This window comes from Flavobacterium macrobrachii, from assembly GCF_014486675.1.
Taxonomy (GTDB): Bacteria; Bacteroidota; Bacteroidia; order Flavobacteriales; family Flavobacteriaceae; genus Flavobacterium; species Flavobacterium macrobrachii.
Genome location: NZ_JACTAC010000080.1, coordinates 1 through 13878 on the forward strand (window position 1 = coordinate 1; position 13878 = coordinate 13878).

Consider the following 13878-nt stretch of genomic DNA (forward strand, 5'->3'; position numbering starts at 1 on the left):
AATTAAGCTTCTTCGTTTTCTTTGTCTAAATATTCTTGAACTATTCCAATGGCGTTGGTAACAACATCACTCAAAGCCGTAATAAACGAACCATCTTGTGCGCTATTGATAGCATGTTTAATGGCTTCGGTTTCTTTCGGAATGATTTCATAAGTCACTTCTTTATTGGCATCATTGATACCTTCCATGATTAAACCGATGATTTCTTCTTCGGTTCGTCCACGTAAATGTTTTTCCTGACGAATGATTATATGGTCAAACATTCTGGCAGCAATAGTTGCACATTCTTTAATATCTTCATCACGACGATCACCAACACCAGCAATAATTCCGATTTTTTTGGTTGCTTCAACAGTTGACAAATATTCTTCAACGCCTCGATATCCCGAAGCATTGTGTGCAAAATCGATTAAAACTTTAAATCGTTTGAAGTCGAAGATATTCATTCTTCCCGGTGTTTGTGCTGCACTCGGAATAAATGTTTGTAGCGATAAACTAATATCGTCAGTTTTAAATCCTTGTAGATATGCTGCTAAAGTTGCTGCTAAAACATTGGCAATCATGAATTTTGCTTTTCCGCCCAGTGTTAACGGAACGTGAGTTGCTCTTTCCACACGGATTTTCCATTCGCCTTTTTTGATGGTGATGTATCCGTTTTCATAAACAGCAACAATTTTTCCTTCTTTGGCAAATTGTTTCACTTTTGGATTGTCTTCGTTCATGGCGAAATAGGCAATGTTACAGCTTAATTCGTTAGCAATTTTTAGACAATGTTCGTCTTCTGCATTTAAAATTGCCCAACCGTCTTTTTTCACACTACGAACTACAACGCTTTTTACTCGTGCCAAATCGTCCAAAGTATGAATATCGGATAATCCTAAATGATCTTCCTGAATATTAGTAATTACAGCAATATCACATCGACTGAAACCCAATCCGGCACGAAGAATTCCACCACGAGCTGTTTCTAAAACGGCAAATTCGACCGTTGGATCTTTTAAAATATATTCAGCTGAAATTGGTCCAGTTGTATCGCCTTTTTCCAACATATGATTTTGTACATAAATTCCATCGGAAGTAGTGAAACCAACACGATAACCATTATTTTTTACGATATGAGCAATCAATCGAGTAGTAGTGGTTTTTCCATTAGTTCCTGTTACAGCAATAATTGGAATTCGGCTTGGTTTTCCCGGTGGATAAAGCATGTCGATTACTGGTGCAGCAACGTTTCTAGGTAAACCTTCGCTTGGTGCTAAGTGCATTCTAAAACCTGGAGCAGCGTTTACTTCAAGAATACAACCGCCGTTTTCTTTTAACGGTTGGGTTAAATTTTCCGCCATAATATCAACACCACAAATATCCAGTCCAATTACTCTGGAAATACGTTCGCAAAGGAAAATGTTTTCGGGATGCATCATATCAGTAACATCTACCGAAGTTCCGCCTGTACTTAAATTTGCAGTTGATTTCAAGTAAACGATTTCTCCTTTATTTGGAACAGTTTCTAAGGTGTAATTTAATTTTTCAAGTAAATCAGTTGTATCTCTATCAACATCAATTTGAGTTAATACATTTTCGTGTCCGTAACCGCGTCTTGGATCACGGTTGGTTTCATCGATTAATTGTTGAATGGTTTGTGTTCCGTCACCTTTAACATGTGCTGGTTCTCTTTTTGCTGCAGCAACTAATTTATTATCAATAATTAAAACTCTGAAATCAAATCCGGTGATGAATTTTTCAACAATCACTCTGCGGCTGTATTTTTTGGCATACGCCAATCCTTCAACTGCATCTTCCCAAGTTTTTACATTAATCGATGCACCTTTTCCGTGATTTCCGTCCAAAGGTTTTATAACGATTGGGTAATTTATTTTTTTGATAACTGCTTCTAAATCTTCTTCATCAACGCAAATTCCGCCACTAGCAACAGGAATGGATGCCATATCAAGCATTCGTTTGGTTTCTTCTTTATTACAAGCAATATCAACCGCAATATTACTAGTTTTACAAGTAATCGTAGCTTGAAAACGCATTTGGTTTACGCCATAACCTAATTGTACTAACGAATTGGTTCCTAATCTAATCCACGGAATATCTCGTGCAACGGCTTCGTCAACAATACTTCCGGTTGATGGACCAAGGCGAACGCGTTCACGAATTTCACGCATTTTTTGAATATCGGCTTCAACGTCATATTCTGTTCCAGCAATTAATGCTTCGGCAATGGCAACAGCGCTTTCTGCGGCAAAAAGTCCAACGCTTTCTTCTACATAACTGAAAACTACATTATAAACTCCGGGTGTTTTGGTTTCGCGCGTTCTTCCAAAACCAGTTTCCATTCCGGCAAGAGTTTGAATTTCTAGTGCAATATGTTCGATAACATGTCCCATCCATGTTCCACGTTCGATGCGGGAAAAGAAACCTCCACGAGTTCCTTCGGAGCAACGATGTTCAATCATGGTTGGAAACATGGCTTCGATGCGTTCACGAAAACCTTCGATTTTATTGGTTGGAAATTGTTCCATTTCTTCCAAATCTAATCGCATTTGGATTAATTTTTTTCTTTGTACACTCCAAATGTTTGGTCCGCGAAGCGCTTGTATTTTATCGATTTTCATAATAGAACGGGTTGATTTTGTTTTTGGTGTAATGATTTTGTTAAAAATAGGGAAAATTTACTTTTAAATTCAAATTTTTTTAAGAAAATCGGGATAATATTATTATTGTTTGATTTTTGGTGTTGAAAATCAAAAGTATATAAAAGTGCTAAGGTTTATTTTTATCCCGAAGTTTCGGTACTGATAGAAATGGAAATCCTGTTATCTCGTTTGAAAAATGAGATGACAGATTGAAATGGATAGCAGGAAAATGGATTGTTGAAAGGAATGAAAGCTTACGCTTCTTGAATAAACTGACTTATTTTTTGGTATAAATCGTGGTCGTGTAAGCTGTGTCCAAGTCCTTTTGTTTCGATGTAAATGGCGTTTTTCCAGTTGGAAGCATATTTTTTTCCTTCTTCTACCAATACGATTTTGTCGTCAATATCGTGAGCAATGAATGCTTTTTGGCTAAAATTTTGAGCAAAATTATGCGCTTTGAATTCGTCGATATGAATATTGAACTTTTCTTGATAATAATTTTCTAGGCGATTTTTGATTTTTTTGTTCAAACTCAACATGGAAACAAAGTTGTTGCTAATGATTTTGAAATCGGATGGTGCGCCAAGAAGGACGACTTTTTCGATGTTTGGATTGCCAAATTTATGTAGATAATAACTGATTGCCGCACCGCCAACGGAATGTCCGATGATAATTTTTGGGGAATATTTTTTTGTTAAGGTGTTGATGTATTCGGCATATTTTGGTGCGTTGAATTCTTTTCCAGTAGTTAATCCGTGAGCTGGCGCATCGATGGCGATGATGGTTTTTCCTAATGGTTTTAAATGGTTTAGCATTTTTTTCCAGCGCGAAGCATTGCTTTCCCAGCCATGAACCAAAAGGATTATTTCATCATTTCCTTTCCAAATGTAGGTTTGAAAAGTATGATCTTCATGTTGGAAGGTTTCTTTCTCGGTGTTGATGAGTGTTTTGGGTAATTGATTTGGGTTTAGCTTTCCTTTTCGAGGTTGACTAAAAAGTTGGTAGGCGATTTGTTTTGCCTTTTCGGGTTTTATGAAACTCAATAGATTTAGGTAAAAGCCTATTGATTTTGTGAGTATGAGAAATTGTATTTTTTTCATAAAAAAATCCCGAATTAATCGGGATTTGAGTTATTAGATTTTAGCAAATAATTGCTCCATTTTTTCTTTTTCTTCTTGAGCTAAAGCAGCGTCAACTAAAATTCTACCAGAATGCTCATCGGTGATGATTTTTTTACGAGCTGCAATTTCCACTTGAGTTTGTGGTGGAATGGTAAAGAATGAACCTGCAGATGCGCCACGCTCGATAGAAACTACCGCTAATCCGTTGATTACGCTTGTACGAATTCTTTTGTAAGCTGCTAATAAACGTTCTTCGATTTGAGCTTCGTACTCGGCAGATTTTTCGATTAAAAAAGCTTCTTCTTTTTGAGTTTCAGCCATAATATCGTTTAACTCTGCTTTTTTATGCTTTAAATGTGTTGATTTTTGCTCTAACTTTTCTTTAGAATTTGAAATAACTTCTTTCTTGTGTTCGATAGAAGCTTTCATTTCTTTAATTTGTTTTTCCGCTAATTGGATTTCTAATTCTTGAAATTCAATTTCTTTTGTTAAAGAGTTGAATTCTCTATTGTTACGAACATTTTTTTGTTGCTCAGCATATCTTTTGATTGCAGCTTGGTGTTCTTCGATAGCATTTTTCTTTGACTTAATTTGCTCTTCAATTGAAACCAAATCAGTTTTAAGTTTGTCCAAACGAGTAGTTAATCCTGCTACTTCATCTTCTAAATCTTCTACTTCAAGAGGCAATTCACCTCTAACATTTCTGATTTCGTCAATTCTTGAATCGATTAATTGTAAATCATACAGCGCTCTTAATTTGTCCTCAACGCTTAATTCTTTTGTAGTAGCCATATTTTATAAGTACTTAACTGGGTTTGTATTTTCTTCTGATAAAACGACTGCAAAATTAGTAATTTTTTCTTTAAGAAAATCAACAATATAATTTTTTGTAAATCTTTCGCTTTCATAATGACCAATATCGGCTAAAAGTATTTGATTTTCAGCTTGATAGAAGTCGTGATATTTTAAATCTGCCGTTAAATAAACATCTGCACCAGAGTGTTTTGCGTTTTTTATTGCAAAACTTCCCGAACCGCCAAGAACCGCTACTTTTTTTACAGGTTTGTTCAATAATTCTGAATGTCGGATTGCGCCACATTGCATTTTGGTTTTTACAAAACTTAATAATTCGGTTTCGTTCATTGGGTTTTCTAGTTCGCCAATCATTCCCAAACCGATATTTTGATGTGTATTTTGCAAAGCATAAATTTCATAGGCAACTTCTTCATAAACATGATTGCTGAACAAAGCCTTCAGGATTTTGGATTGCAAATGTTTTTCAAAAGTGACTTCGATTTTGATTTCTTGTGTTTCATTAAATTCAAATCGTTCACCAATTTCGGGATTGCTGTTTTCGTTACCCATATAAGTTCCAATGCCTTTTGAGTTGAAGCTACAGTCTTCATAATTGCCTATTTTTCCAGCTCCAGCATCAAACAATGCGTTGCGAAGTTTTTCGGCATTTTCGGGAATGGTATAGGTAACAAGTTTTTGAATAAAGTTTTGCTTTGGAACTAAAATTTTTATGTTTTTTAAGCCTAATGCATCGCAGAAAATTTTGTTGACACCATTTTTATGATTGTCCAAAGCGGTATGAACAGCATAAATGGCAATATCGTTTTTGATGGCTTTTATTATCGATTTTTCGACATAATCTTTACCAGTGATTTTTTTTAATCCGCTAAAAAGAATAGGATGGAAGCAAACGACTAAGTTGCAATTTTTAGCAATAGCTTCATCGATTACAGTTTCCAAAGCATCGTGGCAAACGAGAATTCCCGAAATTTCGGTTTCGATATTTCCAACGAGTAAACCAACGTTGTCAAAATCTTCGGCATACGACAAAGGTGCCATTTCTTCTAGGATATTTATGATTTGTTTTAGTTTCATTTTTGGTTTGTGAAGTTTTGGATTTTAATTATTTAACTAAATAACCATATTTATATTTTCTGAAAAGTAATGATGGTGAGTACGGTTCAAAACCAAATTTAGTAATATTCATTTTTTTGATTTCTGATAGAACTTCCAAATAATTTAAATTAAACATTTTAATAATTTCTACGGGTTTGCATTTTTTTGAATAAATAACAAATGATTTAGATTTTAAGAAATGAGGATATGTACCAAAATAAAACTCAGATAATGAATATCCATTAATTTCGTCTATTTCAAAAGTGTATATTTTAAATTTTAAAAGTTGATAAACTTTAATTTTAGAATTGTTTATTGAAATAAAAGTAAAAAAGTTCGAAAGTTGAGAGTAAAAGTAAACTGTAAAGCTAATTACTATGGCAATTAATATCAGCATTAAATATACTTTTTCATTTAGTGTTATTCTAAATAGAAAATATATAATTACAGGAAATAAAAAAAATATAATTATATACAATAAATACCAAAATGGATTTGGATATGTTTTTTTTGAATTCATAGTTAATTTTTTAAGTATTCCATTCGTTCAACGTTTCTTTAATTGTCCAAATGCCGTTTATTTTTTCAAATAGAAAATAGCTTCCGCTGTTGTGTTCGACATTTCGGTAAAAAGCAACTTTCACCAAGCAATAATTAGTAGCAAAATACATCGGTTTGCTTACAATCATCAAGCGTTGGTTGTTTTGCGTATGCGCGCTTGAAACTTTTTGAAATTCTTCTAGCGAATAGCAATTTTGGACTTTACTTTTTAAATATTGGTTTTGATTGGTGAAAAGGATTTCAAATTCTTTGTCCCAATTTTCTTGAATGGTGATGTCGATTTGTTTTTTTATTGCAGCCGAATTTTTCTTTAATAATTCGTGATTGTTAATGACTTCGAGAACTTCTTCGTTGTTTGGCGCTTTGTTGCAGTAGAAACCTAACAATTGCAAACGGTTTTTAACGATGGGTTTTTCATTGGCATAATATTTTGATAATAAAATTTTTAGCAATGCTGTATTGTCATTTTCTTGCGAAAAACACATTTGAAAGCAAAACAAAAATCCGAGTAAAAATTTATAATCTAATCTCATTTCTAAAAAATATTAGCATTCCAAAGATAAAAAATTATACTTTCGTACTATGATTTTAATTCGAAAGTTACTTTTTCCTTTTGCGATTCTGTATGGATTGATAACTTCCATTCGTAATCTTCTATATGATAAAGGAATTTTAAAATCCTATTCGTTTGATGTTCCTATTATTGCCGTGGGAAATCTTAGCGTTGGCGGAACAGGAAAAACACCTCAAATTGAATATTTAATCCGATTGCTTTCTCCTACATATAATGTTGCGGTTTTAAGTCGTGGTTATAAGCGAAAATCAGAAGGTTTTATTTTGGCAAATGAAACTTCAACTGCCGAAATTTTGGGCGATGAACCTTATCAAATGTTTCAAAAATTTCCCCAAGTACAATTTGCTGTTGATGCCAATAGGCGAAACGGAATTTCAAAACTTTTGGCACAAAAGGAAAAACCACAAGTTATTTTATTAGACGATGCGTTCCAACACCGAAAAGTAAAAGCTGGATTTTATATCATGCTTACGATGTATGACGATTTGTTTTGTGATGATTTTATGTTACCCACAGGAAATCTTCGTGAAAGTAGAAATGGAGCTAAAAGAGCTGATACCATTATTGTAACCAAATGTCCGAGAGCTATTTCGGAAGTAAAACAATTAGAAATTAAGAAGAAAATAGGTTTAGATAAAACGATACTTTTTAGTTACATTGATTATGATGAAAAAGTTTATGGAATTGATGGTGAAATTTCGGTGGAAGAAATAAAAATGACTGAAAAAGTCTTGTTAGCTGGAATTGCAAACCCAATTTCGTTTTTTAATTATTTGCAAAAAGAAAAAGATACTTTGGCAGTTTTTGCCGATCATCATCATTTTACTAAAAGTGAAATTGAAGCTGTTGACGAAAAAGCAAACGGAAGACTTATTGTTACAACCGAAAAAGATTATGTTCGGTTAAAAAATCATTCCATGAAATCGGCTATTTATTATCTTCCGATAAAGAGTAGTTTTGTAAAAGATAAAGAAGAATTTGATAAAAACATTTTAAATTATGTGGGAACAAGTACAACAAACGGTTGAATATATTAAGAATAAAACAGGTTTTACACCAGAATATGGTGTAATTCTGGGTTCAGGATTAGGAAGTTTTACGGATGATATCAAGATAGAACATACATTACCATACAATGAAATTCCAAATTTTCCAGTTTCAACGGTTGAAGGTCATAAAGGTGCGTTGGTTTTTGGAACTATTGGCGATAAAAAAGTAGTAGCGATGCAAGGACGATTTCATTACTATGAAGGTTATGACATGAAACAAGTAACATTTCCAGTTAGAGTTATGAAATATATTGGTGTAACTAAATTGATTGTTTCCAATGCTTCTGGTGGTGTTAATCCAAATTATAAAGTAGGTTCCATTGTTTTGATAAAAGACCATATCAATATGTTGCCAGAACATCCGTTGCGTGGAAAAAATGACGAACGTTTTGGACCACGATTTGTCAACATGAGCGAACCATATAGTCAAAAAATGATTGCTAAAGCAAAAGAATTGGCAAAAGAATTGAACATTGAAGTTCAAGATGGCGTTTATCTTGGTTTGCAAGGTCCAACTTTTGAAACGTTGGCCGAATATAAAATGGTGAAAGCACTTGGTGGCGATTGTGTTGGAATGTCAACCGTTCCAGAAGTAATTGTGGCACGACACATGAATTTAGAAACTTTTGGACTATCGGTAATTACAGATATGGGTAACGAAGATGCCATTGAAACTATTACCCATGAAGAAGTTCTTGAAGCAGCGCGTGAAGCTGAACCTCATGTAAGACAGTTGATTAAACAGTTGATTTTGACTTACTAAGAACTTTGGCAATTACGTTGTAAAAATTAACAGGATCGAAAGGTTTTGTGATTACGTCATTCATACCAAATGAAAGTAGAATATCTCTATTTTCATTCAAGGAAATAGCCGTTAGAGCAATTATTGAGAGTTCTTTATTGAATTTTCTAATTTCTTTAGTGGCTATTGTTCCATTTATTCCTGGTAAATGAACATCCATTAACACTAAGTCATAATTGTGTTTACCTCTTATGGCTTCTACGGCATCTTCTCCGTTATCAATGATTGTTGTAATCATTCCTTTTTTCTCCACCATTTTTTTGGTAATCATTTGGTTGATTTTGTTGTCTTCAACTATTAAGACATTTTTACCTTCAAGTATTTCATCACTGATATCCAATGGAATTTCAAGTTCTATTTCTTTTTCTTGTTCAATTTTTTTAGAACTAATCTCTATTTCAAGATCAAAATAGAACGTTGTGCCTTTTCCAAGTTCACTTTGCAGTTTTATGGTACCGCCAAGTAAGTCCATTAGTTTTTTTACAATGGCTAAACCTAAACCTGTTCCGCCATACTTTCTGTTTATTTCTATGGAACCTTGTGAAAAGCTGTCAAAAATACTTTCTTGTTTTTCTGCTGCAATACCAATTCCTGTGTCAATAATTTCAAAATGAATAGTAGCATGATTGTCTTTTATACCAAATAACTCTGCCATAACTTTTACTTCACCATTTTTAGTAAATTTTAAAGCATTATTAATTAAATTGATAAAAATTTGCGAAAGCTTTGTTGGATCACTTACTATTGCATCGGGAACTTTTGGGTCTATATCTAATATAAACTGATTATTGTTAACCTTTGCTAATTCTTTTAGTGAGTTTTGAATATTATATAATAAGTCTTTTAGGTTAAAATCTATTTTCTCTACCTCAATATTATTCGATTCAATTCTATTGATTTCTAATATTTCATTAATAAAAGTTAAAAGGTAGTTTCCAGAAAATTTTAAAGAGTTTAGATAGTGTTTTTGACTATCTTTTGGATCTTCTTCTATCAATAAATGAGTTATTCCATTAATAGCATTTAATGGTGTTCTAAGTTCATGACTAACGGTAGATAGGAAATCGGCTCTTGCTTGAGAGGCTTTCTCTGCTTTTTCTTTGGCAATTTCAAGTTCAGAGTTTTTTTCTTGTAAAAGTTTATTAGTTTTTGTTCTAATAATATTGTTCTTATATAATGACAAACTAAGTAACGATAAGATAGTAATTAAAGCAATAGCTAAGATGACAATTACTTTTGCAAATCGATTGGACTTTTGTTGAACTTCGTTTTCTTTTATTAATTCCTCAAACAAATCGGTTCGCTCGTTTTCTTTTAGCGTGTAATATTCATTTGGATCCAATCTATCATTGTTTAATTTCAACAAGCTATCTCTTAGTTTAACATGTTCTTTTAGATAACGATAGGCTTTTTTAGTATTTAAAACTTTATCATTTGTAAAACTTAGAGAGTGTAATATTTTTATTCTTTGTTCAATATTTTTATCAGCAGTATTTTTTTCTAAAGCTCTTTCAAGATAGTTTAAAGCTAGATTGTTTCTATTGTTTCCAAGCTCAATTCGGGCGAGTTGATAGAGTGCTTCTGCTTTTGATTCATAATAATCTTGGTTATCTGGTTTAGAAATGATGCTGTTGAACAATTCGGTTGCTTCTTTTGTTTTTCCTTTTGTTCTATATACAATTCCTTTTTGTAAGGTAATTAGTTCTTGATTTTCAATCTTTAAAGTATCATATATTTCTTGAGCCTTATTAAAAAAGGTCTCAGCTTTTTGATAATCTTCTAAACTCATGTAGCACAAACCAAGTTTATAATAATTTAAGGCTAAGTTAGATGATAACGGTTCTTTGTTTAACTCAGCTATGCTTTTGAGAAAGGCTTCCTTAGCATCGGCAATTTTTTTTAGTTCAAAAAATGATGTTCCTAATGATGTGTAAGCTAATGATTTACTTAGTGGATTGTTTGTTTTTGAAGCAAATTTGATTGCTTCGTTTGAACTGACCAAAGATGATTTGTAGTTATTTTTACTCTTGTAGAAATCTGCTAATTTTATGTAATAAGCAACACTATCAATTTCTTTGACGGCGCCCATTTGTCCATAAAATGGTATAGAAAATAGCAATAAAAATATAATCTTCTTCAATTTATTTCTGTTTTTCAGACAATAAATATAGAAATATTATTTTTTTAACAAAAAAATTAAATCAATTATTCTTGAAGAGTAGCCAATTTCGTTATCATACCATCCCACAACTTTAACCATTTTATCGATTACAGAAGTAAGTTGCGCATCAAAAAGGCAGGAATTTTGATTTCCAATAATGTCTACCGAAACTATTGGATCTTCGGTATAAGCAAGTATTCCTTTTAGTTCATTTTCTGAAGCTAATTTAAAAGCTTGGTTTATTTCTTCGATAGTTACTTCTTTTTTTACATAACAAGTTATGTCGGTCAATGAACCATCGGGAACAGGAACACGAATACCACTTCCACCAATCTTTCCATCCATCATTGGGAAGATTTTTGTCAAAGCTTTGGCTGCTCCAGTTGTTGTAGGAACAATAGATTGGCTTGCACCACGAGCACGACGCAAATCTTTATGAGGTTGATCATGCAGACTTTGGTCGGTAGTGTAGGAGTGAACCGTAGTAATATAGGCTTGTTCTATGCCACAAAGTTCGTTGATTACTTTTATCATTGGCGCAGCGTTGTTAGTAGTACAACTGGCGTTTGAAACTATAGTTTCAGTTCCGTCGAGAATGTTTTCGTTTACGCCAAGAACAACGGTTTTAATTTCGGGAACTTCGCTTGGAGCGGAGAGAATTACTCGCTTTGCACCCGCTATGATATGCTTATTGATGTCTTCAAAGGTTTTGAATTTCCCGGTGCTTTCTACCACAAAATCGATGTTGTTCCATTGTAGATTGCTGATTTCTTTTTCGTGGAAGAAAGTATATTTTTTTCCGTCCACGATAATATGATTTTCATCAAACGAAACGTCATAAGGCAAAACACCATGAATACTATCATATTTAATTAAATGTGCCATCGTTCGGTTATCGGCAATATCATTTATGGCAAGAACCTCAATCTGTGGATGATTGAGTAACAATCGGAATAGATTTCTACCAATTCTTCCGAAACCGTTTATGGCAATAGTAATTTTAGAATTCATTGGGTTCTATATGAATTAAAACGTGACCTAGTTGAGGGATTTTTGCTCTTAGTGTGTCTTTTAATAAATGAGCAATATCGTGACCTTCTTTAACCGTTAGGTTTGCATCTACTGTGGCATGCAAATCTACGTGATATTTCATTCCGGCTTTTCTGATGAAGCATTTTTCGGTATCAATTACACCTTTTACTTTATGTGACACTTCACGAATTTCTAGGATTAAATCATCATAAAGATGTTCGTCCATGATTTCGCCTAGCGCAGGTCTAAAGATTAAATAACTGTTGTACAAAATAAATCCTGAGGCAAACAGTGCAGCCCAATCGTCAGCTGATTCATATCCATTGCCAAAGAGTACTGCTATGGATATTCCTATAAATGCGGCAACCGAAGTTATCGCATCGCTGCGGTGGTGCCATGCATCGGCTTTTAGTGAAGAACTATTGGTTTCAACCGCTCGTTTCATTACTTTTCTAAACGAAAACTCTTTCCATAAGATGATTATAGCCAAAAGAATTAATGTCCAAGATTTTGGCGCATCATGTGGCGTAGTAATGTTTTGAATGCTTTCGTAGGCAATGATGGTAGCAGAGGTAATCAAAAAACCTACTACTATAAAAGTAATTAGCGGTTCTGCTCTTCCATGACCATAAGGATGATTTTCATCGGCAGGTTTGTTAGCATATTTTAAACCAAATAACACCAAGAACGACGAAAATATATCGGTAGTAGACTCAATAGCATCGGCAATCAGTGCATAAGAATTACCCAATATACCCGCTAAACCTTTTACTAATGCTAGGCAAATGTTACCCAGTAAACTAAAGTAAGTAGCTTTAATAGCCGATTGTTGTTGCGTTACATCCATTAGGGTTATAAAATATGCTTTTCGGCATGATACGATGAGCGAACTAGTGCTCCACTTTCTACATGGCGGAAGCCCATTTCTTTTCCTATTTTTTCATACTTTTCAAATTGCTCTGGAGTAATGAATTCTTTTACTGGCAAGTGTTTTTTACTAGGTTGCAGGTATTGACCCAGGGTTACAATATCAACATGGTTATCGCGCAAATCCTGCATGGTTTGGATTACTTCTTCTTCCGTTTCACCAAGTCCTAGCATGATGCCCGATTTGGTTCTGCGGATGCCTTTTTCTTTTAAATACTTTAGTACGGCTAGGCTTCGGTCATATTTTGCTTGAATGCGCACTTCACGCGTTAGACGGCGAACGGTTTCCATATTGTGTGACACTACTTCTGGATTTGCTTCTACTATTCGGTCGATAATGCGTTCGTTTCCTTGAAAATCGGGGATTAGTGTTTCCAGAGTTGTAGTAGGGTTCATTCTACGGATGGCTTCTACGGTTTCTAGCCAGATGATGGAACCCATATCTTTTAAATCATCGCGGTCAACACTGGTGATAACGGCGTGTTTGATTTTCATTAATTTGATGGAACGGGCTACTTTTTCGGGTTCATCCCAATCTACTGTTTCTGGTCTTCCGGTTTTTACACCACAAAATCCGCAGGAACGGGTGCAGATGTTACCTAATATCATGAAGGTGGCGGTTCCTTCGCCCCAGCATTCGCCCATGTTTGGACAACTGCCCGATGTACAGATGGTGTTTAGTTTATATTTGTCAACAAGACTGCGTAGTTCGGTATATTTTTCTCCAATAGGTAGTTTTACTTTTAACCATTTTGGTTTGCCTATTGGCGGTTGTACGCTATTGATAACGTTTTCCATGTCAATTTTTTTAGCCTTGCAAAGATAATAATAATGATTGATGAAATAGTGTTAAAAGTGTGATAATAGTGTTGTGGGTTGAAGATGTGTTTTTTAGAGAAAAGAAGCAAGAGGAAAGAAGCAAGAGGGAAGAGGAAAGAAGCAAGAAGCAAGAGGAAAGAGGATTGGACGGAGAGGTAAAAGAACGAAGCGGAAAGTTAAAAGAACGAAGCGGAGAGGCAAAAGAACGATGCGGAGATGTCAAAGAACGATGCGGAGAAGTAAAATAATGAGGTGGAATAGTAAAAAATGGAGTTGTGA

At 34.0% G+C, this 13878-nt stretch carries 12 protein-coding genes; 3 read left to right on the forward strand and 9 right to left on the reverse strand.

The genetic code is table 11. The features are described 5' to 3' along the window. Window positions 1-2 precede the first annotated feature (2 nt). From cphA to IAI56_RS13805, 5 genes are all read right to left on the reverse strand, one after another. On the reverse strand, window positions 3-2621 hold the full coding sequence (cphA, locus tag IAI56_RS13785) for a cyanophycin synthetase (RefSeq protein ID WP_187658420.1): 2619 nt from the start codon (window positions 2619-2621) through the stop codon (window positions 3-5). Between the two features lie 275 nt (window positions 2622-2896). Continuing rightward, entirely contained in the window at window positions 2897-3685 is a 789-nt protein-coding gene (locus IAI56_RS13790; protein WP_317192425.1) for an alpha/beta hydrolase, read from the reverse strand. 90 nt (window positions 3686-3775) lie between these two features. Further along, window positions 3776-4555 (reverse strand): zinc ribbon domain-containing protein, encoded by a 780-nt coding sequence (locus IAI56_RS13795; RefSeq protein ID WP_187658422.1) that lies wholly within the window; start codon window positions 4553-4555, stop codon window positions 3776-3778. Between the two features lie 3 nt (window positions 4556-4558). Next, window positions 4559-5653 carry a Nif3-like dinuclear metal center hexameric protein gene (locus IAI56_RS13800; protein WP_187658423.1) on the reverse strand — a complete coding sequence of 365 codons (1095 nt, stop codon included), beginning with the start codon at window positions 5651-5653 and terminating at the stop codon, window positions 4559-4561. Between the two features lie 551 nt (window positions 5654-6204). Next, on the reverse strand, window positions 6205-6768 hold the full coding sequence (locus IAI56_RS13805; RefSeq protein WP_187658424.1) for a hypothetical protein: 564 nt from the start codon (window positions 6766-6768) through the stop codon (window positions 6205-6207). A 49-nt stretch (window positions 6769-6817) separates the two neighbouring features. Between IAI56_RS13805 and lpxK the strand changes: the two genes are divergently transcribed. Both lpxK and IAI56_RS13815 read left to right on the forward strand, forming a co-directional pair. Continuing rightward, complete coding sequence (gene lpxK, locus IAI56_RS13810; protein ID WP_187658425.1) at window positions 6818-7837, forward strand: tetraacyldisaccharide 4'-kinase; 1020 nt, start codon at window positions 6818-6820, stop codon at window positions 7835-7837. Further along, window positions 7809-8621: a purine-nucleoside phosphorylase gene (locus IAI56_RS13815; RefSeq protein ID WP_187658426.1), complete on the forward strand. Its 813-nt coding sequence runs from the start codon at window positions 7809-7811 to the stop codon at window positions 8619-8621. The genes lpxK and IAI56_RS13815 overlap by 29 nt, the downstream gene beginning before the upstream one ends. Here the strand turns inward: IAI56_RS13815 and IAI56_RS13820 are convergent. The 4 genes from IAI56_RS13820 to lipA are packed head-to-tail and all read right to left on the reverse strand — an operon-like array spanning window position 8596 to window position 13578. After that, entirely contained in the window at window positions 8596-10800 is a 2205-nt protein-coding gene (locus IAI56_RS13820; protein WP_187658427.1) for a tetratricopeptide repeat-containing hybrid sensor histidine kinase/response regulator, read from the reverse strand. The genes IAI56_RS13815 and IAI56_RS13820 overlap by 26 nt on opposite strands. 36 nt (window positions 10801-10836) lie before the next feature. After that, complete coding sequence (gap, locus tag IAI56_RS13825; RefSeq protein ID WP_187658428.1) at window positions 10837-11832, reverse strand: type I glyceraldehyde-3-phosphate dehydrogenase; 996 nt, start codon at window positions 11830-11832, stop codon at window positions 10837-10839. Then, on the reverse strand, window positions 11822-12700 hold the full coding sequence (locus tag IAI56_RS13830; protein ID WP_187658429.1) for a cation diffusion facilitator family transporter: 879 nt from the start codon (window positions 12698-12700) through the stop codon (window positions 11822-11824). Before IAI56_RS13830 ends, gap begins: the two co-directional genes overlap by 11 nt. A gap of 5 nt (window positions 12701-12705) precedes the next feature. Continuing rightward, window positions 12706-13578 carry a lipoyl synthase gene (lipA, locus tag IAI56_RS13835; RefSeq protein ID WP_187658430.1) on the reverse strand — a complete coding sequence of 291 codons (873 nt, stop codon included), beginning with the start codon at window positions 13576-13578 and terminating at the stop codon, window positions 12706-12708. 71 nt (window positions 13579-13649) lie between these two features. Between lipA and IAI56_RS13840 the strand changes: the two genes are divergently transcribed. Further along, a complete protein-coding gene (locus tag IAI56_RS13840) occupies window positions 13650-13847 on the forward strand; it encodes a hypothetical protein (protein WP_187658431.1) in 198 nt (65 codons plus the stop codon). Window positions 13848-13878 lie beyond the last annotated feature (31 nt).

Coding starts and splice junctions, on each gene's coding strand:
- gap (WP_187658428.1), bottom strand. CDS start 11,832: ATGAATTCTAAAATTACTATTGCCATAAACGGTTTCGGAAGAATTGGT.
- IAI56_RS13805 (WP_187658424.1), bottom strand. CDS start 6,768: ATGAGATTAGATTATAAATTTTTACTCGGATTTTTGTTTTGCTTTCAA.
- lpxK (WP_187658425.1), top strand. CDS start 6,818: ATGATTTTAATTCGAAAGTTACTTTTTCCTTTTGCGATTCTGTATGGA.
- cphA (WP_187658420.1), bottom strand. CDS start 2,621: ATGAAAATCGATAAAATACAAGCGCTTCGCGGACCAAACATTTGGAGT.
- IAI56_RS13815 (WP_187658426.1), top strand. CDS start 7,809: ATGTGGGAACAAGTACAACAAACGGTTGAATATATTAAGAATAAAACA.
- IAI56_RS13795 (WP_187658422.1), bottom strand. CDS start 4,555: ATGGCTACTACAAAAGAATTAAGCGTTGAGGACAAATTAAGAGCGCTG.
- lipA (WP_187658430.1), bottom strand. CDS start 13,578: ATGGAAAACGTTATCAATAGCGTACAACCGCCAATAGGCAAACCAAAA.
- IAI56_RS13830 (WP_187658429.1), bottom strand. CDS start 12,700: ATGGATGTAACGCAACAACAATCGGCTATTAAAGCTACTTACTTTAGT.
- IAI56_RS13800 (WP_187658423.1), bottom strand. CDS start 5,653: ATGAAACTAAAACAAATCATAAATATCCTAGAAGAAATGGCACCTTTG.